Source organism: Paenibacillus sp. Y568 (assembly GCF_059445545.1).
Genome location: NZ_JCAIUM010000012.1, coordinates 1 through 22868, shown reverse-complemented (window position 1 = coordinate 22868; position 22868 = coordinate 1). Strand labels below are relative to the sequence as shown.

Here is a 22868-nt window from a genome sequence, read left to right as displayed (position 1 = left end):
GTTAGACAATTTTATGTTGACTAAAGTAATTTAGAGGTTTAATATTGGTAATGTTAAATTAACAACTAACTTAAAGTAATTATATATCATAAACACAATATGGTTGCAATTCGAATGAATAACTAGGAGGAATATATTTGGACACCATGTCATTTGTCTTGTTTGGAGCGACAGGGGATTTAGCGAAAAGAAAAATATACCCTGCACTATATAATTTATTTATTGAAAAAAAGATGCCAGAGGCTTTCTCTGTTATTGGTCTAGGAAGAAAGGAAATTCCTGATGATGTGTTTCAAGCACTTGTTGAGAAATCATTAAACATATTCTCTAGAAACGCACCGGACAACCCCAATACCATGAAGGCTTTCCTTCGTGCGTTCCGATACAGTCAATTAAATGTTAACAATATAGAAGATTATCAAAAACTACATCAATTAGTCGTTCAACGAGAACAAGAATTAAATCTTACCGAGAACCGTATGTTCTACTTGTCAGTTTCACCAGAATTCTTTGAAGTCATTGCCATGAATATCAAAGATAGTGGGCTGGGTACAACAAAAGGATGGAAACGCCTGATCATTGAGAAACCATTTGGTCGCGATTTGAAATCAGCTCAAGAGTTGAATGCAAATCTCAGTAAATCATTTGAAGAAGATGAGATTTTCCGTATTGACCATTTCCTTGGGAAACCTATGGTACAGAACCTTGAGGTTATTACATCTTCGAACCCAATTCTTGAAGCCTTATGGTCGAATCATTATATTGCTAACGTTCAAATTACGGCAAATGAAGTTGTTGGCGTTGAAGAGAGAGCAGGGTATTACGACCAATCTGGCGCATTACGAGATATGTTCCAGAATCACATGTTACAAATATTAATGATGATTGCCATGCAATTACCTAAACAGGGGGATGCTAACAAGGTCCGACTTAAAAAGAAAGCCGTGATGGAGTCACTTCGTCCTTTACAATTAGAAAATGTTGTTGATAACGTCGTTCGCGGTCAATATGTAGCGGGTGAGTCTCAAGGAACATCTGTTGATGGATACATTGATGAACCTGGTGTTGCCGTTAACTCTCCTACAGAAACATTTGTTGCAGCTCGATTGTGGATCGATGACTTCTTCTGGAAGGGTGTTCCTTTCTATATCCGCACAGGTAAAAGAATGAAGGAAAAATCAACAAGGATTGTTATTGAGTTCAAAGAACCATTAACAAATAAAACCTTAGATGATCAAGAAAATACGGCTAACTTGCTTGTAATTGAAATTGGCCCAGATGAAGGCATGTTTATTCAACTAAACAAGAAAAACAGTCATGGTGAATTAGAACCAGTACGCATGGATTGTTATTCGAATAAAAAAAATGCACCTGAAGCATATGAGAAGTTAATTCACGATGCGATGAATGGAGATTCAACATTCTTTGCCCATTGGGATGAAGTGGAAATGTCATGGAAATGGGTAGAACCTATCCTTAATGCATATGAGGATAATCTAATTCCTCTACAGACTTACCCTGCAGGGTCTTATGGACCTCAAGGTTCAGATGAACTGCTAGCCGTTGAAGGATTTAAATGGTTGGGGGACTCAGCAACTGAGAGTAGTAGTACGGTGAAAGAAGAATATGCTTTTTCAGCTAGCCATAAATAAATAATAACAACTTGGAGGACACTAACATGAAGGTTGGATTAATTGGTTTAGGAAAAATGGGTATGAACTTGGGACAGAATCTTATCGAGCACGGACATGATGTTGTTGCTTTCGATTTGAATGCAAAAGCTGTAGAAGAAATGACAACTTATGGTGCACAGAGCGCTACAAATATGCAAGAACTTGTTCAAGCCATGGAAACACCAAGAATTGTATGGATTATGGTGCCACATCATGTTGTTGACTCCGTAATCAGCGAGATCTCACCTTTTATGTCTAAAGGAGATATTATTATTGAGGCTGGGAATTCTCATTATAAAGAATCGATCCGTCGTCATGACGCGCTCAAAGAAATCGGTATAAGCTTCATGGATGTTGGTACATCAGGCGGTATGGAAGGTGCACGTCATGGTGCTTGTTATATGATTGGTGGGGATCCAGAAGCTTGGGCTATTGTTGAACCATTATTCCGTGATACTTCAGTAGAGAACGGTTATCTGTATGCAGGCAAAGCAGGTAGCGGACACTATTTGAAAATGGTTCACAACGGTATCGAATACGGCATGATGGCTTCCATTGGTGAAGGATTCGAAGTTCTTGAGAAAAGTGACTTCGACTTCGACTATGAGAAAGTGGCCCGTGTATGGAACAATGGTTCCGTTATTCGTTCTTGGTTAATCGAATTGATGGAGCATGCCTTCTCGAAGGATGCGAAGTTGGAAGATATTAAAGGGGTTATGAATTCTTCTGGTGAAGGAAGATGGACGGTTGAAGAAGCCTTCGATCTACAGACTGCTACTCCAGTCATCGCGATGTCCTTGTTAATGCGTTACCGTTCGCAAGAAAATGACACATTTACAGGTAAAGTTGTGGCAGCACTTCGCAACGAATTCGGTGGACATGCTGTAGAGAAGAAATAAGTAACTTAAATATGTATCAAGTATTTCATAATAAATTCAATAATGATCAAACGTTAAACCCGGTAATCACATAGATTACCGGGTTTTTCTGAAGATTAAGTTAAATTATCATAATGATTTGATTTAATTTAACTAGTCTTATTGAATTTTGTTTTTTATCAGTCGATCCAACAGGAAGCCGATAAGATACCAGAACGCTAATGTAGTCAAGTAAACAACAACGTGATAACTAAAGGAGCTGCGCTAACAGCGCAACTCCTTTTCTTTTCGCTTCGCTTATTTATTCTTAACATCGGTATTGATCTTAAAAATACCATCTGAGGTAGAATAATTTGCTATTTCTAATAACTGCTGGGCCATGTAATCAGGAGAGTGTTTAAACCCGCCATGAATCCATTCTGTCATGATCCCAAAGATAGCATGAGCTTGATAACTTGCAAGAATTTCACCATTTAATGTAGGAGAAAACTGTGAACTGGAAAAGTCATATAAAAATAGCTTTTTTAACTCACTACAAATTCTATTTTGTAAATAATATAATTGATTCGTTTTTAATATAAGAGTGTAAAAATCGGAATGATGATGGACGTGTTCAAAAATTTTGATGGCAGAAGAAGTAAGATATTTAATCTCAAAAATTTCAATGTCTCGGTAAGGATCACGATAGGATGCAACTAGATCAGCCATAACATCATTAATGATCTCATCCATAAGATCTTCTTTATATTGATAATGTTTATAAAATGTCCCCCGATTAAGGTTTGCACGATTCACAATATCGGTAATGGTAATTCCTCTGAAATCATTCTCTTGAATTAGGGAAAGGAGTGATTCTTTTAACGCTGACTTTGATTTGTGAATTCTTCTATCATGGCCAGTAGTGTGGCTACTCATAATATTCTCCTTTCTATCGTATGAATAGTAAACAGATATGCATTAAATGTTGATAAATCAACAAAAACCCTTCATTTGATGGTTGTATAAATTTAATATACTTCATTATACTATAAATAGATTTAAAATAATGAACATCTGTTGGATAATGCTAAAACAGTATCTAAATTTGAACACATTGGAGGATGAATTATGAAAATCAATGACAAAGTGGCAGTAGTAACTGGAGCAGCATCTGGTATGGGAAAGGCGATTGCTATCCTTTTCGCTAAGGAAGGTGCTAAGGTAGTCGTATCTGATTTGAACTTAGATGGAGCAAACACCACCGTTGAGGAAATCAAGGCAAATGGAGGAACAGCATTTGCTATTAAGACGAATGTTGCTGTAGAAGCAGATATTCAGGCTCTAATTGATACAACTGTGAGTACATATGGCACCGTGGATATCTTAATAAATAATGCGGGGATTATGGATAATTTTGAACCTGCGGGAGATGTTGAAGATGATAAGTGGGAACGCATTTTTGCGATTAACACAACGAGTGTTATGCGTTCAACACGTAAAGTAATGCCTATCTTCTTAGAAAAAGGAAACGGTGTGATCGTCAATATCGCTTCTGCTGGTGGACTATTTGGCGCACGTGCAGGAGCTTCTTACACGGCTTCTAAACATGCTGTTGTTGGTTTAACTAAAAACACAGCCTTTATGTATGCGGAAAAAGGTATTCGCTGTAATGCAATCGCTCCTGGTGGCGTTGGTACTAATATCCATCTTGCCATGACGAATATTAATGAATTGGGCGCTTCACGTCAACAGCTTGGGATGGCTATTAATCCACGTATCGGTACATCAGAAGAGATCGCTACCGTTGCATTGTTCTTAGCTTCTGATGACTCTAGTTTCGTGAATGGTCAGGTTATCGCAGCAGATTCCGGTTGGAGCGCATACTAAGTCCCTGTTCGTTAGAAGCGAATGAGGAATAGTTAAATTAAGAATCCCCTATAAGATACTCTACGAACACTTCATGTTTACATGAAAGTGAGAGTGACCTAAAGGGGATTTTTGTCATGATTTATTTATGATTCGGAAGGCGCAGGATCACGGTCGTTCCTTCACCTAATTGACTACTCAGCTCAATGCCATACTTTTCACCGAAATAAAATTGAATACGATCATGGACATTTTTGACTCCAATATGCTCCTCATCAAGTGTGTCAGAGGGTTGAGAAAGGCGGTGACGTAACTGCTTAAGCTTGTCTTCATCCATCCCCGTTCCGTTATCCTTCACAATAATCAGCATATCTTCTCCTGATTTCATTGATGATACCTCAAGAAGCCCAGGTCCAATTTGACATTCCAATCCATGTACGATGGCATTCTCAACGATCGGTTGAAGGGAGAAGTGCATCATTTGTAATGCTTCACTATTGGCTTCTAGATGTTCTATATATTGAATTTTATCCCCGAACCGTATTTGTTGAATCTTCACATACAGACGAATATGCTCAAGTTCTTCTTGGAGAGTGACGGTTTCTTTCCCGTTTTGGATATGAATTCGAAATAGTCTTCCAACAATCCCAACCATCTCACCTATCTCGCGTTGTCCATTAATGACCGCCTTCATTTGAATGGATTCAAGTACATTTGCAAGGAAATGGGGATTGATCTGGCTCTTAAGTGCTCTGTATTGGGCTACTTTTTGTTGAGCTTTAGCCATGGAGGATCTCTCAATATAGTTCTGTAAATCTTCAACCATTTTGCGTATTCCCTTGTACAGCACACCGAACTCATCGCGACGGTTACTACTTAGATCGACATCGAAATTCCCCATACCCACCATTTTAACTTTTCTACTTAGGATGATAATGGGTTTAGTTACACGCTCGGATAGGATATACATGAACAACAGAGCCGTAGCAAGTGACAAGAGAGCTAAGGTTAGAATGATTTTACCAAGGAAGCTAGCTTGTTTCGTCATCTCATCTTCATCGATATATTGGATAACCTTCCACTCTGAATAGGGTGAGGTGACGAAGTTAATATATGAATCCATCCCTGCGAAATCAGCGTAAAAGCTTCCCGTATCTTGGATCATAAAAGTCCGGAGCGTCTGACCCTCCATCTCGATTGGCTGACTTGGAGGAGCTTGTACGGCATCTGAATTATAAACATTACCACCCTGATCATCCAAAATAATAAAATTACGTTTACTATCCTCGGAAAGTTTTAAAATTTCTCGTAACGAATCGAGACGGATATCGATCAGCATGACACCTATGGGTTGTTTACTCCCTTTTTTATTAATTACTCTTGCGATGGAAATGACGGGTTGTTTCGAATTCGTGCGATAGAAGGGGAGATGGCTACCAAAGAGGACCACACCACCCATTTTCTCTTGTGTCCGCAAATACCATTCTTCCGTAGTGTAATCCTTCACATCATAATCGGCTCGATTAAAATTGGCTGAGTAGAATACGCGAGAACCTGCATAGATCTGAACACTGTCGACATTCTTGATTGTCATTTCTATTGCGCTTATGAATCGTTCAATGGTATTTCCATATTGGATACTTTGATCATTACTGTTGCTAGAATGATTGGTCCAATGTTCAAGTGCTGCTTGAAGCTCACTATCAAGCTGGGCATTCAGAGTTCCTTTTTCGATGCTTTGAAGGTATTGATCAATATTAAATGATAGATTGTTAAGAATAAGATTAGAATTGCTTTGATATTCGTTTTTGACAGCTTGATTTGAAAATATATAGATAATAGCAGAGATGACTAACAGCGGAACGGTAATGGTAAAGATCATAAGCACAAAAATTTGATGATTTACATGCCTCATACGCATATGATTCGTGGGTCGACCCGTGTTCTTCAATGGATCACCACCCCGATTGTTTTCTATAATCTGAAGGCGTCATACTCGTGATGCTTCTGAATGTCTTCACAAAATGCTTATAGCTTTTATATCCGCACATGGCACATACATCGGTAATTAAGTATTTCGGATTCTTCAAGCACTCCTGTGCATATTCAATCCGGATTTCAGTTACAAATCTCATGTAGTTCTTATCTAGCTTTCTTTTGAACAAACGACTTAAATAGGATGGATTATAGAAGAAGCGGTCAGCCACCATTTGGAGTGTGACATCTTGATCAATATGTTCTCTAATGAAAGATTCGATATGTTCAAAGATAATGACATCTTGTTGCTGGTTATGCGTTAATCCTTCGGTATACACAACCCCTAAATGAATCATCCATCTCCCTAGCCATTCAAACAGAGATTCAAGCGTTGCGAAGTCATCGACAAAGGTTAGATTTAAAAGCTTATCACTGTACACTCCTTCGATGTGAATACTATTTTTATGGGAAAAACGTATGATTACACTTATGATTTCCTGTAGGAATGCGAGCCATATTTCTGGTGAAACATGAGGAGCTTTGTTCACAATATCTTGAGCTAGACGCTGCATCAGTTGATGGGTCTCTGTTGCATTCCCATTCTCGATACAATTAATAATTCGTTTCTTATCATTCTCTTCTAGTTGTATAATAGTTGCTTTTGCTGAAATGGAAGGTTCGTCAAATGGGGAAGCCAGAAATAGGTTAAGGTTGGTTTGATAGAAGCGTTGATACAATGCTTTATCTGTATAGTGCAATAACTTATAGATTTGTGTTACATCACTTGTTGACGGACCAACCACTACAAAGAATGATGTGTTATATTCTGAACCTAGTAATTTAAGCATGTGATCTAATTGTTGCTGTACTTGATTTCCTATAAAAAAGAAGGGGTTATCGTTATTTTGTGTTTCTTCTAAAATAACGAGGCCATACAGTTTCGATCTAGATATGTAAGTAAATATATGTCTTGGAGTATGCGTAGGGAAAATGGATTCGGCTGTTTCATGTATGATCCTCTCGGTATGCTGTTTGATCCATTTCATCGATTGCGGATGTGCATCTAAATGTGGTAAACATGCCAGTACAAAAGGTTGACATAGGAAGTCATCACTATTGAAGCCACAAAGTTCACGGATCATCTTCCTATCGATTGTGGTATCCTCTTCTTCGAGCAGAAGTTTTACTAGCTGACTTCCTTTTAGTTTCCAATTTTCTTGTATATCCTGTTCCAATTTAGAACGAGTCTGAAGCTCGGTGCGTGTAATCCTGAGCCTGTTCATGCACGCTTGGATGGTTGCTAAACTTTCCTCATATTCTAAAGGTTTGAGCAAGAAATCATGTATACCTCCTAGTCGAATAGCCTTCTGGGCGTATTCAAAATCATTAAACCCCGTCAAGATGATAAACAAGGTATCAGGAAGAACCTTTCGAATTTCTTCAATCATCTGAAGACCATCCATTTCAGGCATGCGAATATCCGTGATGACTAGATCGGGTTGCTCACGGAGAGCAGTTGCTAGACCCTCTTTTCCATTATCAGCTTCCACGATGGTATGAACTTCTAGATCCTGCCATGCGAAGTAATGTTTCAGACCCGTTCTAATTAATGGTTCATCCTCTACAATCATAAGTTTGTACATGAAATTCCCTCCGAAAGGCTTAAACCTATAGTGGATTTTGAGAAACTATACATGATGTGTAATATTCAAGGTAGATAGTAGGTCGAACATTGATATCAATTGCTAGAAAAAACTATTGTTCTTCAATATTATGTTACATATTATAACATCACTTTGTGGAATGAGAGAAGGAACATGTAAGAATACGACTATGAAAGTCAAAGAAGAGGGATTCTTCTAAATTTACAATTGAATTATGATTAGTGCAAGGAATGAAAGCGTATTTTATTCCAATATACCATAGGGGGTAATACATTGAGAGCTATGAAAAAAGGGTTAATCAGTATGTTCGGTGTCGCATTACTAGGAACACAGTTAGCTGCATGTGGGAACACGAATAATGCTAACTCACCTAGTACTAACTCGGTTAAGCAAGAAACAACACCAACGGAGACCGCTGCCAAGCCAGTAGAAATTACATGGTGGAACTTCCCAACTTTTCAAGCTTTAGATGGTGAAGTTGGTAAGTACGAGAAAGAAATTATTACAGCATTTAATGAGAAATTTCCTGATATTAAAGTAAATCTTGAAATGATCACTTTTGAAGGTGGCCCTGAAAAACTAAATGTTGCGATTGCATCCAATACAGCGCCCGATGTCATCTACGATGCACCAGGACGAATTATTGACTGGGGGAAGAAAGATCTACTTGCTCCAATCAATGATATGGTGACTGACGAAGTGAAGAACGACATCTCAGAAGCCTTCTGGAAACAATCGGGCGTAGGCGACAAGATCTATATGTATCCTATTAATACGGCACCATTTATGATGGCGGTTAACAAAACAGTCTTTGAGAAGATCGGTGCTCTTGATTTACTCCCACTTAATAAAGAAGACAGAACCTGGACGTTTGATGAATACGTAAAGGCGTTAGAAGCTGTGAAAGAAAAGGCGCCTGATGTGATTCCAACGGGTTTCTTCGCAAAAAGCCAAGCTGGAGACCAAGGAACGCGAGCTTACCTTGCTAACCTAGGCGTATCTAGATTCTTGAATGAGGATAACTCGGCGGTAGCCATTAATACAGATAATGCAGCTAAGGCGCTGGATTGGATTGTTCAAGCTACAAAAGATAAACTCAGCGTTACCGGTGCGGCATCCTTAGCTGCTGCAGACGTGAATGACTTGTTCCTGCAAGGAAAACTGGCCTTTACACTAAACTATTCTGCAGTACTCAAAGCTCAGAATGTATCTAAAAAAATGGTTGAATTTGAAGATGTTCTTCTTCCTTTCCCAACGATGGATGGTTCGGAACCGAAACTTGAGCCATATCTTGGTGGCATGGCCATATTCAATAATGGCAATGACGACAAAATCGCAGCATCTAAGAAATTGATCGATTTCATAGCTAATGATCCTGTGTATGGTAAGAAGAACTTGATTCAAACGGGTGGACTATCTGTTCGTAATTCGGTTACAGGTCTTTATGATGATCCTGAGTACACTTACGCTGAATATGCACGTAAGTTCACGACAGATGCACCGACGATTGCGGATGGATACGCTGAAATCCGTACCTTCTGGTTCCCTGAATTGCAACGTGCTTTGACAGGTGGCGCAACAGGTAAAGAAGCTTTAGACAGCTTTGCTGAGAAAGCCAATGAAGCAATCACCAAGGCAAAAGCATCAGCTAAGTAAGGGATGAGTAATCAGAGATTAGAGTGCGGTAAGTACTCTAATCTCTTCAAATCATCGAAGAAACGGGGAGATGGGTGTGGGGGAAGCGATTCGCAAAAAAAAAGGTTATATAATACGAGACTGGTTCATGAGTTATCTTTTCTTACTACCTGCGTTTGGATTTTTCCTTCTATTTGTTGCTTATCCAATGATAAAAGGGATTTATATTAGCTTCTTTGATTACTCTTTGCGAGACTTTAATTTTATTGGGTTAGATAATTATGTTTCGTTGGTTCAAGACGATAATTTCATGAAGTCCATGGGGAATACGATATTACTTGTCGTTATCACGGTACCTATTGTTATTATTTTTTCTCTATTCATCTCCATGAATATTTACAAGAAAAAAGAATTTGCAAGATCATTTTTCCGAGGCGTGTTCTACTTGCCAGCTGTATCCTCGGTCGTAAGTATTACTGTTGTGTGGGGTTGGATCTATCATCCTAACTATGGAATACTCAATTATTTGACCAGTCTGATTGGAATGGAGCCTGTATCCTGGCTAGGGGATACCAAGACTGCTTTACTTGCGATTATCGCCGTATTAATAACCACTTCCGTAGGTCAACCTATCATTCTGTATGTCGCATCTATTGGTAACATACCTACATCTTACATCGAAGCAGCGGAGCTTGACCGCGCAACACCATGGCAAATTTTCCGAAAAATATTATGGCCGATGCTCATGCCAACGAATTTATATATTATCGTGATCACGACGATCAATACCTTCCAGTGTTTTGCTCTCATTCAACTTCTGACTTCAGGTGGCCCCGTATATAGTACATCGACCGTTATGTATAGCGTATATGAGCAAGCGTTCATGCTAGGACATTTCGGTTATGCATCTGCGATGGGTGTTCTACTCGCCATTGTTATTGGTATTATCTCGATCATTCAATTTAAATACTTTGGCAGCGATGTTGAGTACTAAGGGGGGACCATCATGAATTCTATGAATACAGTAAAAATGAAAGCACCTAGGTTACAACCAACGAGAAAAAGTGCATGGGACAGAAAAATAACGATTCCGAAAGTCGTTGCAGCCATCCTGTTAGTACTATCAACGCTATTCTTTATCTTTCCTTTTTATTGGGTAGTATCGGGATCGTTTAAGCTACAGACCGTTGCTACAACCATTCCACCAGAATGGTTTCCGTTAAAGCCAACATTTGCGAACTGGTCTGAATTATTTAAGAATCCAGTGGAACGGTGGATGCTCAACAGCTTCATCATTGCATTTACAGAAATGCTTGCGATATGTATCGTTTCGTCATTAGCTGGATATGTGCTTGCCAAGAAATCATTCCCTGGACGAGTCATCATCTTCACCATATTTGTGGCAGCGATGGCTTTACCTAAGCAAGTGATCCTCGTGCCGCTCTTTACGATGTTAGCTGATTTCGGTTGGGTCAATACATATAAAGGGCTTATATTACCTGCGATTGGATGGCCGTTCGGTGTATTCCTGATGAAACAGTTCGCACAGACCATTCCTAGTGAACTGATCGAAGCCGCCAAAATCGATGGTAGTTCTGAAATGCGACTATTCACAACGATCATATTGCCATTATTGAAACCGGCCTTAGGAGCGTTAGCTATCTTTACTTTCATTACTTCTTGGAATGATTATTTCAGTCAACTCATCATGACACGCTCGACATCAATGATGACGCTTCCACTTGGAGTAGCAACACTCAGAGGTGAATTCACGACCAATTATGGTCTCCTGATGGCAGGTGCTGCTTTAGCATCGATACCGATGATTGCGATCTTCTTGCTCTTCCAAAAAGCATTTACACAGGGGATTACGATGGGGGCAGTGAAGGGTTAACTACATTTTCAAGGAATCTTAACAAATGAACTTCAATAATACGAAATAATTAAGGGGCTGTCCCAAGTCATGAAAATGATTAGGGGCACCCCATTTGTTATTTTTGTAGGAGAAGGGTAGGTGTTCTGAGAGGACGCTCCGCGAACGGACCGTTTCTCTAATCGCTGTGGTCTCCAAATTTCTGGATTGGAACCGTTCAGCGGTTGAAATTCGGAGACCAAGTGTTAAAAGAAAATAAAGTAGTATTAGACTAAGGACGCTTCATTCAGCTAGCGGGCAGGACAGTGTAATGAACTTCACTTCTTCGCTTACAACCTTTCCCTGTTATAAACGTTATATTAGTAACTAGGGTGATTGGGAAGGAAGATCAATTATGAATTTTTTTATCTATCTAGGGATAATTCTCATTCTTGTTTCTGGCCTTTGCATCAGAGCATGGACGACTGGTTACCAACAAAGAGGTAATTTTTATTCAGAGCCTAAGGAAGATCTTGAAATGATGAAGAAAGTTGCTACATGGTCTACTTTAGCAGGAGTAGTTTCGTTTTCAGTTGCTGGATTGATGTATTTATTAAGCTAACGGGCAGTATAGTTTAACCACAAAAGGTAAATTTTGATAGTATATAACTGGGATGAGGTGATAATCGAAGTGAAAAGACCTTTAGGAGTTACTTTAATTAGTTGTTTTTACATAATTGGTGCATTAGTATTAATTTTCACAGCAATATTCTTTAATGCAGATGCAGATGAATTTGGCATAGCCTATAGGTTTGGTTTACCAAACTTTCCAGAACAATTATTTAGGGTTATATTGGCTGTTGCTTCCCTTATCCTCATCTATGGTTATATGGGTTTAAAAAAATGGGGATTTTGGTTGATGATTATTTACTCATTTGGATTTGGTTTAATAAGTTATAATCTATTATCATCGCATAATCAACAACCATTCATAGGGAATGTCAGTTGGTCAGTAATTGTATTAATTTATACGTTTTTTATTAGAAAGTCCTTTTTCCTCACAGAAAAGGATGAATAATTCAATGAATATATTCAACTAACGGGCAGTTTAGTTCATCAGATAGTATCTGATACCAATCTACTGCTAGCAACATAAACCAGCTTGAATTCGTCTCTTCTAGTGGGAATTTAATGCAAATCGTGAAAAGAGGTTGTAAATTTGAAAGGAAAAAGAAGAACTATTATTCTGTTAGTTTTATTATTCTCCTTTGTGGTTATAGGATTCTTAGGTTTCAAATGGCTTCAAGACAACATTTTTTATCAATTCCAAAGCTTCTCAGTGATAATCAATAATAAATCAGACTACGATATCATTTCGGTAGAGACAGGGATAATAAAGGGCACTTCAAAAGATATCTATGCAACGAAGATAAAGAGCGGGGAAACCATTAAAATTAAGCCTGTACTGACCTTAACTGGAGAAGGGGCGATATATTTAAGGTATACCGATTCAAGAGGAGATACCAAAGAAATAACGGTTTGCGGTTATACAGAATATCTGTCGGGAAATTCAAAGGTGACAATTAGTAATGATAAGGCAAATGTTGAAGAAAGATGCACATAAGCTAACGGGCAGTTTAATTAAGTAGGAATAAGGTGAAATGATATTTACGGAGGAAGATATGTCTTCATGCGAACAATAAGTGGTGATGCACTAAAAAGGAGGGCAATGCAGAATGGAATTCAAATTTGGGGACGGTGCTATTGTTCTACCCCCTATACACATTATCGTTTGTTATCAGTTTCTTCGTGAATGGCGTCATATACTCGGCAATGATTTTATTACCGACCTATCTACAAAGCAGTCGGGGGATGACAGCACTTGAATCTGGGTTATTTCTGTTACCAGGTAGTATAGTTATGGCTATCATGTCACCTATTGCAGGTAGACTCTTTGATCGTCACGGTATGAAATGGATTGGCATTACGGGTGTATCCTTACTCGTAATTACAACGGCACTGTATACGAATCTAACTTATACTAAGGGGTAGTGTTAATAGTCGTGATTTATATGGTACGTTCATTTGGGGTAACGTTCTTAACGATGCCATTAATGACGGCTGGGCTAAATTCATTACGTCCAACTTTACAAGGCCACGGTACAGCGATGCAAAATACGCTTCAATCGATTTCGGGTGCCATAGGTACGGCTGTTATGACAACGATTATGGCAACACAAACCAAGCTGTTTATCACGAAAGAAGTGGCGAAAGTTGGCAACGTTGATCCAACATCTGAACAGTTCATGGATATTTCTGGGGATGGATTACTACATGGTATTAACATGTCGTTCATAACAGCTACTATATTTGCAGTAGTTGGACTTATCAGTATGATCGTATTGGCCGGTGCACTTGATAAGAAAAAGAAAAGAGAGAATTCTGCAGTATCGGTATAAAGAATTGCTTGAATATGAATAAAACAAGCCAACTACGATGGAGTAGTTGGCTTGTTTCTTGCGATTTCTTGGGGTGATAACTATAACGATATGTTATTATCATTCGTCTTTACAGTGCGCTCACGTTTAGACAAAGGATACAACTTATACCATATATTTTCGAGCACATTCCATGTTCCTATATACAGCAGACTGACGATGGCACCAAATATCACCCCGTAAGCGGCACGGATTAATGAAATATGAAACGGCGTATGGAGATGAGCAAATGTATCTACAAGTGAAGTCTGGCCGATGATCCCTAATGCTAATATATACAAGGCACCTGGTCTATGTTTTAGCGCAAGGTAAGCACCTAATATAAACAAGGGATGAGCGAACAAGAATTCTTTGTTTCTAGGTCGAATGCCAATCGTATTCTCGAGTAAAGTCCTGAAGAATAATTCAAGAGAAGTTGCAGTTCCACCATTTCCTGTTCTCGATACATAATAAAGCATAACGACAAGGGCGAACCCAGCCCCTAAAACCCAAAGGACACTGATATGAGTTAATAGAAGACGTTTGGTTTTTAGGATTTTGCCCTCTAATGTTAATCCTTCATTGAAAAAGAGGAGGTACAAGCCAACTAAAGCAATCGGGATCAGGCTCGCTACTCTAACCCCAATAAACTGGTCAATGTATAACAAATAAGTGATGTCATCTAACATCGTGACGATAAATATTCCACCGATAAGTGATATGAGTGCTGTACTTAAAAAGATGATGAATGCAAACCAAGGGGTTGTAGATTTCTTATCATTCTGTTTAGTACGTATCCATTTCATGGCTATGAAAAGTGCTACACAGGGTGCCGAGACAGCTACACCGAGAGCTAGTATTTTATACAACAGATTAGAAGATAGAATGCCGATTCCACCGGTTCCGAACAATCCTAGAATAAAGATAGTCAATACATGAGCGGGAACAAAGTAAGACATCATGATTGCAATTAGAGAAATGCTGCCTAGAACGCTAAGTATTTTGAGAATCGTATAAAAGTCCATATCGGTTGGTGAAAAGGAATGTGCAGAGTTGATTGTGAACCCTGCTTCTTGGATTCTTGTTACAGCTCCATCAGTTCCATCAAGAATAGCGTATATCTCTTTAAGAGGGTCTGTATATAAGCCTGATTCTTCGCTTTGAGCGGGAATGCTATTCAAGAGAATCATACGTATGTTACGATCCTTGACAGCCAACACGAAACGGTCAGAGTAGCGTTGAATTTGTTGTTCTAATTCTTCTAGCGTAACGTTCTCCATAAGCTTGCTAGCGTCTTTCGTAGAGAAATTGTGCAAACGGAAAATATTATAATCTAGTTTACTCGCTAGGGTGTCAAATCCCATCGGATCAGCCTTTTGCATCTCCATGAAAGCTACTCCTAAGTTATGCTTATTAAAGAGATCAGCCATTGAGGACATATCATCCGTCTCACCATCATTCGAGTACCCAGGAACAGCTGTTCCATCTATTAAGACTGATGATACCTCAAATCGATCTAATTCCTTCAATACATCTTCCATATGGTCCAACGAAAAGGGTTGGCGATGATTAGATAGCGAAGCGACGATGCGAAATCCTTTATTCTTTAACATGGTCATCGTGATTGGATCAAGGTCCATTGGCACACGAGTAGCGTCAGCTATAGGCATTTCGATTATGAGACCGTTTTGTTTCTTATAAGTCCAAGGATGGATGTTGATATTTAATCGTTCAAAGTTGTTCTGGATCATGGTCTTCATTTCAATCTCGGAATCTTTCTCGGAAAACAATATGTAAGTAAAGTTTTGATTAGGAGATATCTGTGTTTGTGTTAAAGCGGTGGCCTCATGTGACGAGAACAACTCGATTCTTCGACTCAGCTGCAGGATGTTGAGAGTACTTTCATCCACAGCCATAGAGGTGATTCCTGATTGTTTCATTAATGTTAGTTGTTCATCGACGAACGCTTTCGGATTGGGTTTATAGTCTGAAATTTGAAGAAGGTTCTTATAATTAAAAACAATCTCTACATTATTAGACGTATTCTCCGTTTTCATACGATGATACACCACTGGAATAGAAGCTACTATTCCTAAGATTACTAGACACCATAACCATCGCAACATTCTTTGATTAATTTGACTGTACCCATTAAACATTTTGATTCATCTCCATCATATTGTAGTTGAAACATCGATAAATCCTTGTTAAATGAACTTCATAAAAGAGATACACTCTAATTATTGTAATCTCACTTAAGTGGAAAGAGTATAGCATAAAACCATAAGAAAGACTTCAGTTATGTGCTAATCTATTCATTTGCTTCATTAATAAGTATCACTAGCATTGAATAAACAAAATAATACGGCGAAGCTAAATATGCTGATAAACGACATCATGAAAAGAATTGCATTTTCAATTGTGCTTACAGCTACGCTATTCACATCCTGCGGAACATCAGGATCAACAATAAATGATGCTACAACAGATATGGACCATAGTGAGATGGTAAAGCGATTGAACAATTTGATACCGTTCATGAGAAAAAGATGCATTTTATCATAGTAAGTAAGGATTTGTCTTACTTTACCCACATCCACCCTGATTATAAAGGAAACGGTGTATTCTCGGTTACCACACCATTCCCAACATCTGGTGAGTTCAAGATGTTTGCAGATATTATATCCGTTACAGACCTACAACCTTATCTTGGGGCCATTGGACATGTTGTAATCATGTCGCAAGACGCAGAGAAATTCCTACATGTTCATCCTACAGTTGACAGAGGGACAGGCCCGAATGCCGAATTTAATAGTATGTTCCCTCAAAGCGGTCTTATAAGATTTGGGGACAGTTCCAGCAGAATGGTAAAGTATTTACAGTTCCTTTCGTTGTAAAAGTTCTATAACGATTTACTTTTTATATGGACACTCAGAACCCTTGTCCTTCAAGGGATTTTTCTTGCTTCTTAGATCTAATCCGATGACACAAGTAAGATTGTATGGTATTTTGATAAAATAAAACTAATCATCCTAAGTAGCATCTGGCAACAGCGAGCCGATGGCAATCCAAGTGGGTTTGGGATGGAAAGGCGCATTGGATATATGGATCGTATACTTCCAGTAAATATCTAAGAGGGCAGCAGATTCCACGGAATTGCTGCTTTTTTGATAGTAAGGTAAGGTTTAAGTGAAAATAAGAAAGGATGATCTTCAAATGAAAATATTACTGGTAGAAGATGATCGAACGATTGCATCAGGTCTTGAATATTCGTTGCAACAGGATCACTATTCTACGGTTCTTTGTTATGATACCGTAACTGCTAAACAGGTGATAGCTGAACAATTAGATCAGTTTACCTTATGTTTATTTGATATATCGCTACCCGATGGTAATGGCTACGAGTTATGTAAGATGGTGAAGGAGCGGAGTGATATTCCTGTTATTTTTCTAACAGCGATAGATGATGAGGTGAATGTCGTGATGGGACTTGATATGGGGGGAGACGATTATATTACCAAACCTTTTCGGATCCGTGAGCTTCTCTCGCGCATTAAATCCGTCTTAAGAAGATATCATAAACAGACCCAGACCAATTCGATCATTGAAATTGATAATATACGGATCAACACGCTAGAAGGAAAAGTGTATAAGAATGGCGATGAGGTTTCAGTGACTGCGTTAGAGTATCGGTTATTGCTTATTTTTGCGAATCATATTGGACAGGTTCTTTCAAGAAATCAGCTATTGGAACGGATTTGGGATGTGGCAGGTGATTTTGTGAATGATAATACATTAACGGTCTATATTAAAAGATTAAGAGAAAAGTTAGAGGACAACCCTCAAGAACCGATGATTATCAAAACAGTGCGTGGTCTAGGATATAAGGTAGGTGATTAGTATGCTTCGAAATAGAGAGTTTCGATGGTTATTCGTTACAATGTGTTCAATCAGTCTCGTGGCAATCGTGATCTCGGCGATGATGTCATTCGCTGCTGCAGTACTTACTTGTGTCTCATCAGCTTTACTTATTGCATGCAGTTTGGTATTTACGAGATGGAGATATAGGGAGATAGAGAATCTCTCTAGCTACTTACGTCAAATAAGTAATGGGGATTACACGTTAGACGTTCGTGATAATCAGGAAGGTGAGCTTAGTATTCTAAAGAACGATATTTACAAAGTGACACTTATGTTATCTGAGCATAGTGCTCTTTTGCAGCATGATAAAGTCCAGCTTACGAATGCGATCTCCGATATATCACATCAGCTAAAGACTCCCCTAACCTCCATGACCGTCATGGCAGATTTATTAAGTGAACCTGAACTTCCTCCTGAGAAAAGAACGGAATTCACACGTAATATACGGATTCAACTCGAAAGAATTGGATGGCTTGTTTCTTCATTATTAAAGTTCTCCAAAATCGATGCAGGAACGGTTCAATTCAAAAAAGATCCTATTTCCGTCAGAACATTGTTTCAAAAATCACTAGAACCGGTTCTGATTCCAATGGACATTAAGGAACAAACCGTCTCGATTAAGGGCGAAGACAGCTCATCTTTTCTTGGTGATCTCAATTGGACCGCTGAAGCTGTCATCAATATTCTGAAAAATTGCGTGGAGCACACCCCTAAAGGTGGGGAGATCTCGATATCTTTTGCAGAAAATGCACTGTATACCGAAGTAATCATTGCTGATAACGGAAAAGGGATTCCGAAAGAAGAATTACCCTATGTTTTTAAACGATTTTATAAAGGGAAGAATGCAAGCGAAGACAGTATTGGCATTGGATTAGCCTTATCTCACAGTATTATTACAAGTCAGAATGGAGATATCCATGTGAAGAGTGGGAAAGGCACGGGCACTCAGTTTCATATTAAGTTCTACAAATAATTCATTGCATGAAGTTAAGTGACTAAATCGTCATGTAACAGTCACTTTAAAGTCATGATCGACAGATATACTGATCTCATTAGCACAAATGGAGGTCTTAGAATGGAAATATTAAAAATTGAACATCTATCTAAAACGTATGGTAAAGGTGAAACCGCGGTAAAAGCACTTGATGATGTATCTTTTACAGTAAACAAAGGAGAATTCATCGCTATTATCGGTCCATCTGGTTCAGGGAAATCAACGATTCTACATATGCTTGGTGGTGTGGATCGACCGACAAGTGGCAAAGTGCTCGTTGATAACACAGACATTTATAATCTGAATGAAACTCAACTAGCGATCTTTCGACGTAGACAAATTGGCTTGATCTATCAATTCTATAATCTAATTCCAGTCTTAACGGTGGAAGAGAATATTCAGCTACCCTTACTACTTGATGGACATAAGGTGGATAAGAAGCAATTCGCGGATATCGTGAAGACTTTAAACCTAGACAATCGCTTAAAGCACTTACCGAATCAACTCTCTGGTGGACAACAACAACGGGTGTCGATTGGAAGAGCGCTGATTAGTAATCCTGCGATTATGCTCGCAGACGAACCAACAGGTAATCTGGATAGTAAGAATGGTAATGAAATTATTGATTTATTAAAAATGTTTAATAAAACCTTTAATCAAACGCTGATAATCATTACCCATGATGAGCGGATTGCGCTACAAGCCGATAGAATCATCACCATTGAAGATGGAAGGATTGCCAAAGACGAGGTGATTCGTCCGTGAATATTGTTAACAAATTAACAGTACGACATTTGAAGGAGAACAAACGCCGCACACTAGTGACCATTATAGGAGTTATTATCTCGGTAGCGATGGTGACAGCTGTTTCTACACTTGGGGTTTCCTTTATGGAATTAATGAAGAAGCAGAGCATCTCCACTGGTGGGGAATGGCATGTCCAATATAAAGATGTTACTAAAGCTCAGCTCGCAGCGATTCAAGCGGATGAGGCAACGAATACCCTGGTCATTTCCAAAGATCGTGGTTATGCCCCTTTAGAAGGCGGACAGAATGAGAACAAGCCCTATTGGTTTATTAAGGAATACAATACAGCAGGTTTCGAACTATTTCCGATTGAGCTTCTTGAGGGGAGACTGCCGAAGGCTAACCATGAGGTGGTTATATCCGAGGAGATTGCTAAGAACGCTAAAGTGACCTACAAAATTGGTGATTCATTCACTCTGGATGTTGGGGAGCGTGTGATTAGTGATGATGCTAATGGTCCTCTACTAACTCAAAACGCACGATTACAGATTGAAAATGATACCCTGTCTGAAATGTTAGTTCATAAGCAACCCATAAGCTACACGATTGTGGGAGTGATAAAACGTCCGACCTGGGAACCAACATGGGCTCCGGGCTATACAACCCTAAGTTACGTGGATGAAAGCTTGATCGCAGCAGACGAAAAAGTCACAGCGACGGTTGTATTGAACAAGGTGGATAACTCTATATATACACACGCTGAGGAATTCGCAAAAGAAAATAATATTGAGTCCGAGTCCATTTCTTATAATAATAGTCTGCTACGCTATTATGGTGTGGCAAATAGTAATGGCATACGTGATACGCTGCTTTCCTTGTCAGCGATTATTATGGCCGTGATTATCATTGGCTCCGTATCTTTAATCTATAATACTTTTGCGATTTCTGTCTCGGAACGCGCACGCCATCTAGGCATGTTGTCAAGTGTAGGCGCTACGAAAAGGCAAAAGAGAAATTCGGTATTTTTTGAGGGAATGATTATCGGGTTAATCAGTATCCCTATTGGGATCATTTGCGGCATTGTCGGCATAGGGATAACCTTTATGTTTATCAATTCGATGATTCAAGATGTGTTAGGGATAACAGAACAATTAACGGTGGTCGTCACACCTGTCTCCATACTAATCGCTTGTGCTGTTTCAATAGTGACGATTGCTATATCTACCTATCTTCCAGCCAGAAAAGCTTCTAGGATCTCAGCGATTGATGCGATTCGACAAACCACTGAGGTTAAGCTCTCTGGTAAAACGGTGAAAACATCCAAATTCGTTCGTAAATTGTTTGGAATCGAAGCGGAAATTGGGTTGAAGAATCTAAAAAGAAATAAACGCAAGTACCAAGCAACGGTGTTCTCGCTTATCATTAGCATTGTGTTGTTTTTATCGGTATCCTATTTCACTACTAACCTGAGAAAGTCGATCGAACTATCACAGGACGGCTTGAATTATGATATCCAAGTCTATATGGGGAATGAGGACTTTCCAAAAGTAGATCGGTTGACCAAATCGATATCTACCCTGCCAAGTGTTACAGAATATAATGTGGTTAGAACACTAAATGTGAGTTCTCGGATTGAGGAGAAAATGATTGCTGAAGAATTGAAAGAAAGAGTGAAGAAGGATAGCAGTATGTTAGATGATAATGGGAAGCTTCCTTATGCCATTCAGATTAATGTACTCAATGAACAGAATTTGAAGGCTTATACACAATCAGTCGGTGTTCCTTATGAGCAACTAATCAATCCTGATCAGTTGACGGCCATTGTGATCGATACCGTCTCTTATCAAGATGAGATAGCCAAAAAATTTGTTGAGACCAAAGCGATTCAAACGAAAACCGGTAATCAACTTGATTTAAGCTACACTGGTGGGGACTTGGAAAAAGAGTTGAAATTAAAACCAGTAACCATCGTCGCTTTGACAGATCAACTGCCTTTGGGCGTTCATACAGTGGAAATAGGCAGATTAAACATTATCGTCTCCGAACAAGTATTAGATCAATTAGGGATTGAACCCCTGAGTAAAAATATTATAAGCAGACTTAACCTGAACAGCACAGACCCATTGAAGACACAACAGACCATTGAAGAGATGAAAGAGAGTAATGTCTATGTTAATAATGTATATCAGAATAAACAGCAAAATGAACAGATGATCTTGTTAATGTCTGTATTCATCTATGGGTTTATCTCGTTAATTACATTAATATCAATCGCCAATATTTTGAATACTATTTCTACAAGCATATCTCTTCGGAAAAGAGAGTTTGCGATGCTGAAATCCGTTGGGATGACGCCTAAAGGGTTCAACAAAATGATTAATTACGAAAGTATATTTTATGGAATGAAATCACTACTCTATGGTCTTCCGATCAGTATCGGTGTAATGTATTTGATGTACAAATCACTGATGAATAGCTTCGAATTTGGCTTCACACTCCCATGGATAAGTATGATGTATGTTATCGTTGCTGTATTTATCATAGTTAGCTCAGCCATGTTATATGCGAGTTCGAAAGTGAAGAAGGAAAACATTATCGATGCTTTAAAACAAGAGAGTATATAGCCAAAGAATGATGGAGGCACGTGAAATGTTTAATCATTTCAGGTGCCTCCATTTATTTGTGATGCAACAAGCAGTAGTATCGCTGCGGAGGAGATTAGAGGGATGATAGCGAAAGTATAGATAGAAATAAGAGCGGAATGAGTGGAGGGGAAGTATATATAGGAGTTACAGCGGAATGAGGCATTGAAAGTGTACATAGAAATTATAGAGGAATGAGGCGAAGGGAAAGGTTAATTCAGTAGCAAGTGCGTAATGAGAAGAAGGGAAAGTATACTTCAGTAATAAGAGTGTAATGAACGAGGGCGTTTAACCATGCAAGGGTCTTTCAGAGGTACTGGCATACAATGTCTGACCCATGAATGAGGAAAGCCATGTTCGTCTATCACTCTACAGACGGGGATTTAACGAATTCTCCTATCTGGTTGTATGAGAGAGATAGACGAATTCGTAGATTAGTAGTTATATGAAAGGGATGCGGGTTAAAAAACGTATATTAAGATCATAAATACATAAATCAAAATTACATAGGAACGCTTGTACGCATTCGGAAAAGAAGGTAAAATAAAGATACAATTGAATCT

Annotated in this window: 20 protein-coding genes; 16 read left to right on the top strand and 4 right to left on the bottom strand. The window is 38.8% G+C overall.

Features of this window, described 5'->3' with window-relative positions; translation table 11 throughout:
• Positions 1-137 precede the first annotated feature (137 nt).
• A complete protein-coding gene (gene zwf / locus AC1D7X_RS17070) occupies positions 138-1652 on the top strand; it encodes a glucose-6-phosphate dehydrogenase (RefSeq protein WP_495475742.1) in 1515 nt (504 codons plus the stop codon).
• 26 nt (positions 1653-1678) lie between these two features.
• Positions 1679-2572, top strand: coding sequence for a phosphogluconate dehydrogenase (NAD(+)-dependent, decarboxylating) (gene gnd, locus AC1D7X_RS17065; RefSeq protein WP_495457655.1), 894 nt, complete (start codon positions 1679-1681; stop codon positions 2570-2572).
• Between the two features lie 276 nt (positions 2573-2848).
• Here gnd and AC1D7X_RS17060 read toward each other — a convergent pair whose 3' ends face one another.
• Positions 2849-3466 carry a TetR/AcrR family transcriptional regulator gene (locus AC1D7X_RS17060; protein WP_495457656.1) on the bottom strand — a complete coding sequence of 206 codons (618 nt, stop codon included), beginning with the start codon at positions 3464-3466 and terminating at the stop codon, positions 2849-2851.
• 192 nt (positions 3467-3658) lie between these two features.
• Here AC1D7X_RS17060 and AC1D7X_RS17055 point away from each other — a divergent pair, with 192 nt between their 5' ends.
• Positions 3659-4417 carry an SDR family oxidoreductase gene (locus tag AC1D7X_RS17055; protein WP_495475741.1) on the top strand — a complete coding sequence of 253 codons (759 nt, stop codon included), beginning with the start codon at positions 3659-3661 and terminating at the stop codon, positions 4415-4417.
• A gap of 121 nt (positions 4418-4538) precedes the next feature.
• Here the strand turns inward: AC1D7X_RS17055 and AC1D7X_RS17050 are convergent, their stop codons facing one another.
• Positions 4539-6347 (bottom strand): cache domain-containing sensor histidine kinase, encoded by a 1809-nt coding sequence (locus tag AC1D7X_RS17050; RefSeq protein ID WP_495475740.1) that lies wholly within the window; start codon positions 6345-6347, stop codon positions 4539-4541.
• Between the two features lie 4 nt (positions 6348-6351).
• Complete coding sequence (locus tag AC1D7X_RS17045; protein ID WP_495475739.1) at positions 6352-8016, bottom strand: response regulator transcription factor; 1665 nt, start codon at positions 8014-8016, stop codon at positions 6352-6354.
• A 303-nt stretch (positions 8017-8319) separates the two neighbouring features.
• On the opposite strand from AC1D7X_RS17045, the gene AC1D7X_RS17040 reads away from it, so the two are divergent.
• The 8 genes from AC1D7X_RS17040 (at position 8320) to AC1D7X_RS17005 (ending at position 13983) form a co-directional block, all read left to right on the top strand.
• On the top strand, positions 8320-9693 hold the full coding sequence (locus tag AC1D7X_RS17040) for an ABC transporter substrate-binding protein (RefSeq protein ID WP_495475797.1): 1374 nt from the start codon (positions 8320-8322) through the stop codon (positions 9691-9693).
• Positions 9694-9769: 76 nt separating this feature from the next.
• On the top strand, positions 9770-10666 hold the full coding sequence (locus tag AC1D7X_RS17035) for a carbohydrate ABC transporter permease (protein ID WP_495475738.1): 897 nt from the start codon (positions 9770-9772) through the stop codon (positions 10664-10666).
• A 12-nt stretch (positions 10667-10678) separates the two neighbouring features.
• Entirely contained in the window at positions 10679-11566 is an 888-nt protein-coding gene (locus tag AC1D7X_RS17030; RefSeq protein WP_495475737.1) for a carbohydrate ABC transporter permease, read from the top strand.
• A 373-nt stretch (positions 11567-11939) separates the two neighbouring features.
• On the top strand, positions 11940-12146 hold the full coding sequence (locus AC1D7X_RS17025) for a DUF5316 family protein (protein WP_495475736.1): 207 nt from the start codon (positions 11940-11942) through the stop codon (positions 12144-12146).
• A gap of 69 nt (positions 12147-12215) precedes the next feature.
• Positions 12216-12602 carry a hypothetical protein gene (locus AC1D7X_RS17020; RefSeq protein WP_495475735.1) on the top strand — a complete coding sequence of 129 codons (387 nt, stop codon included), beginning with the start codon at positions 12216-12218 and terminating at the stop codon, positions 12600-12602.
• Between the two features lie 141 nt (positions 12603-12743).
• Entirely contained in the window at positions 12744-13148 is a 405-nt protein-coding gene (locus AC1D7X_RS17015) for a hypothetical protein (RefSeq protein ID WP_495475734.1), read from the top strand.
• A gap of 140 nt (positions 13149-13288) precedes the next feature.
• Positions 13289-13576 carry an MFS transporter gene (locus AC1D7X_RS17010; RefSeq protein ID WP_495475733.1) on the top strand — a complete coding sequence of 96 codons (288 nt, stop codon included), beginning with the start codon at positions 13289-13291 and terminating at the stop codon, positions 13574-13576.
• 11 nt (positions 13577-13587) lie between these two features.
• A complete protein-coding gene (locus AC1D7X_RS17005) occupies positions 13588-13983 on the top strand; it encodes a hypothetical protein (RefSeq protein ID WP_495475732.1) in 396 nt (131 codons plus the stop codon).
• Positions 13984-14063: 80 nt separating this feature from the next.
• Here the strand turns inward: AC1D7X_RS17005 and AC1D7X_RS17000 are convergent, their stop codons facing one another.
• Entirely contained in the window at positions 14064-16160 is a 2097-nt protein-coding gene (locus tag AC1D7X_RS17000; protein ID WP_495475731.1) for a DUF5693 family protein, read from the bottom strand.
• A gap of 390 nt (positions 16161-16550) precedes the next feature.
• On the opposite strand from AC1D7X_RS17000, the gene AC1D7X_RS16995 reads away from it, so the two are divergent.
• The 5 genes from AC1D7X_RS16995 to AC1D7X_RS16975 all read left to right on the top strand — a co-directional run bounded on the left by AC1D7X_RS16995 (position 16551) and on the right by AC1D7X_RS16975 (position 22287).
• Positions 16551-16898 carry a DUF8832 domain-containing protein gene (locus AC1D7X_RS16995; RefSeq protein ID WP_495475730.1) on the top strand — a complete coding sequence of 116 codons (348 nt, stop codon included), beginning with the start codon at positions 16551-16553 and terminating at the stop codon, positions 16896-16898.
• Positions 16899-17217: 319 nt separating this feature from the next.
• Positions 17218-17901 carry a response regulator transcription factor gene (locus AC1D7X_RS16990; protein ID WP_495475729.1) on the top strand — a complete coding sequence of 228 codons (684 nt, stop codon included), beginning with the start codon at positions 17218-17220 and terminating at the stop codon, positions 17899-17901.
• Position 17902: 1 nt separating this feature from the next.
• Entirely contained in the window at positions 17903-18895 is a 993-nt protein-coding gene (locus AC1D7X_RS16985) for a sensor histidine kinase (RefSeq protein WP_495475728.1), read from the top strand.
• 102 nt (positions 18896-18997) lie between these two features.
• Positions 18998-19681, top strand: a complete 684-nt coding sequence (locus AC1D7X_RS16980; protein ID WP_495475727.1) for an ABC transporter ATP-binding protein — start codon at positions 18998-19000, stop codon at positions 19679-19681.
• Complete coding sequence (locus AC1D7X_RS16975) at positions 19678-22287, top strand: ABC transporter permease (RefSeq protein ID WP_495475726.1); 2610 nt, start codon at positions 19678-19680, stop codon at positions 22285-22287. The genes AC1D7X_RS16980 and AC1D7X_RS16975 overlap by 4 nt, the downstream gene beginning before the upstream one ends.
• The last annotated feature ends 581 nt before the right edge of the window (positions 22288-22868 follow it).

What these genes read in the sequence shown, in the direction of transcription:
- gnd (WP_495457655.1), top strand. Translation starts at nt 1,679, where the DNA reads ATGAAGGTTGGATTAATTGGTTTAGGAAAAATGGGTATGAACTTGGGA.
- AC1D7X_RS17060 (WP_495457656.1), bottom strand. Translation starts at nt 3,466, where the DNA reads ATGAGTAGCCACACTACTGGCCATGATAGAAGAATTCACAAATCAAAG.
- AC1D7X_RS17055 (WP_495475741.1), top strand. Translation starts at nt 3,659, where the DNA reads ATGAAAATCAATGACAAAGTGGCAGTAGTAACTGGAGCAGCATCTGGT.
- AC1D7X_RS17045 (WP_495475739.1), bottom strand. Translation starts at nt 8,016, where the DNA reads ATGTACAAACTTATGATTGTAGAGGATGAACCATTAATTAGAACGGGT.
- AC1D7X_RS17040 (WP_495475797.1), top strand. Translation starts at nt 8,320, where the DNA reads ATGAAAAAAGGGTTAATCAGTATGTTCGGTGTCGCATTACTAGGAACA.
- AC1D7X_RS17030 (WP_495475737.1), top strand. Translation starts at nt 10,679, where the DNA reads ATGAATTCTATGAATACAGTAAAAATGAAAGCACCTAGGTTACAACCA.
- AC1D7X_RS17025 (WP_495475736.1), top strand. Translation starts at nt 11,940, where the DNA reads ATGAATTTTTTTATCTATCTAGGGATAATTCTCATTCTTGTTTCTGGC.
- AC1D7X_RS17000 (WP_495475731.1), bottom strand. Translation starts at nt 16,160, where the DNA reads ATGTTTAATGGGTACAGTCAAATTAATCAAAGAATGTTGCGATGGTTA.
- AC1D7X_RS16995 (WP_495475730.1), top strand. Translation starts at nt 16,551, where the DNA reads ATGCATTTTATCATAGTAAGTAAGGATTTGTCTTACTTTACCCACATC.
- AC1D7X_RS16990 (WP_495475729.1), top strand. Translation starts at nt 17,218, where the DNA reads ATGAAAATATTACTGGTAGAAGATGATCGAACGATTGCATCAGGTCTT.
- AC1D7X_RS16985 (WP_495475728.1), top strand. Translation starts at nt 17,903, where the DNA reads ATGCTTCGAAATAGAGAGTTTCGATGGTTATTCGTTACAATGTGTTCA.
- AC1D7X_RS16980 (WP_495475727.1), top strand. Translation starts at nt 18,998, where the DNA reads ATGGAAATATTAAAAATTGAACATCTATCTAAAACGTATGGTAAAGGT.